General features: G+C 75.1%; 1 protein-coding gene. It reads left to right on the forward strand.

Annotated features, from left to right (window positions below):
* Positions 1-555, forward strand: a 555-nt coding sequence (locus tag ACFP3U_RS37065; RefSeq protein WP_380230169.1) for a SpnB-like Rossmann fold domain-containing protein, incomplete at both ends; no start/stop codon positions are given.

Below are 555 nucleotides of genomic sequence, written 5' to 3' on the forward strand. Positions count from 1 at the left end.
CGTCGACGACCTCCGCCTCCAGCGGATGTCCCCCGACCAACTCGCCACCACCGCCGACGAACCGCTCTACCGGATCGGTTGGACGCAGCTGCCCACCCCGCAGAACCCCGCCGCGCCCGGCGGCGTCACCGTCGCCCGCGTCGCGCCCGGCGGCGAGCTGCGGACCCGGCTGGCGGAAGTCCTGGAGCTGACGCAGCAGTTCCTCGGCGACCCGGCGAACGACGACGCCCGACTCGCCGTCGTCACCCAGGGCTCGATCACCGACCGGCCCGACCCCGTCACCGCCGCCGTCTGGGGCCTGCTCCGCTCGGCCCAGACCGAACACCCCGACCGCCTCCTGCTCATCGACGCCGACACCTGGTCGGAGTCGGCACTCGCCAGCGCCGTCGCCACCGGCGAACCGCAGGTCGCGGTGCGCGGGTCCGAGGTCCTGGCGCCGCGGCTCACCGTGGTCACTCCGAGCACGGACACCACCACCGCACCGCCGGTCTGGGATCCGAACGGCACGGTGCTGATCACCGGCGCGAGCGGCACCCTGGGCCGGCTGGTCGCCCG

The sequence above is a fragment of the Kitasatospora misakiensis genome (assembly GCF_042656005.1).
Lineage (GTDB): Bacteria > Actinomycetota > Actinomycetes > Streptomycetales > Streptomycetaceae > Kitasatospora > Kitasatospora misakiensis.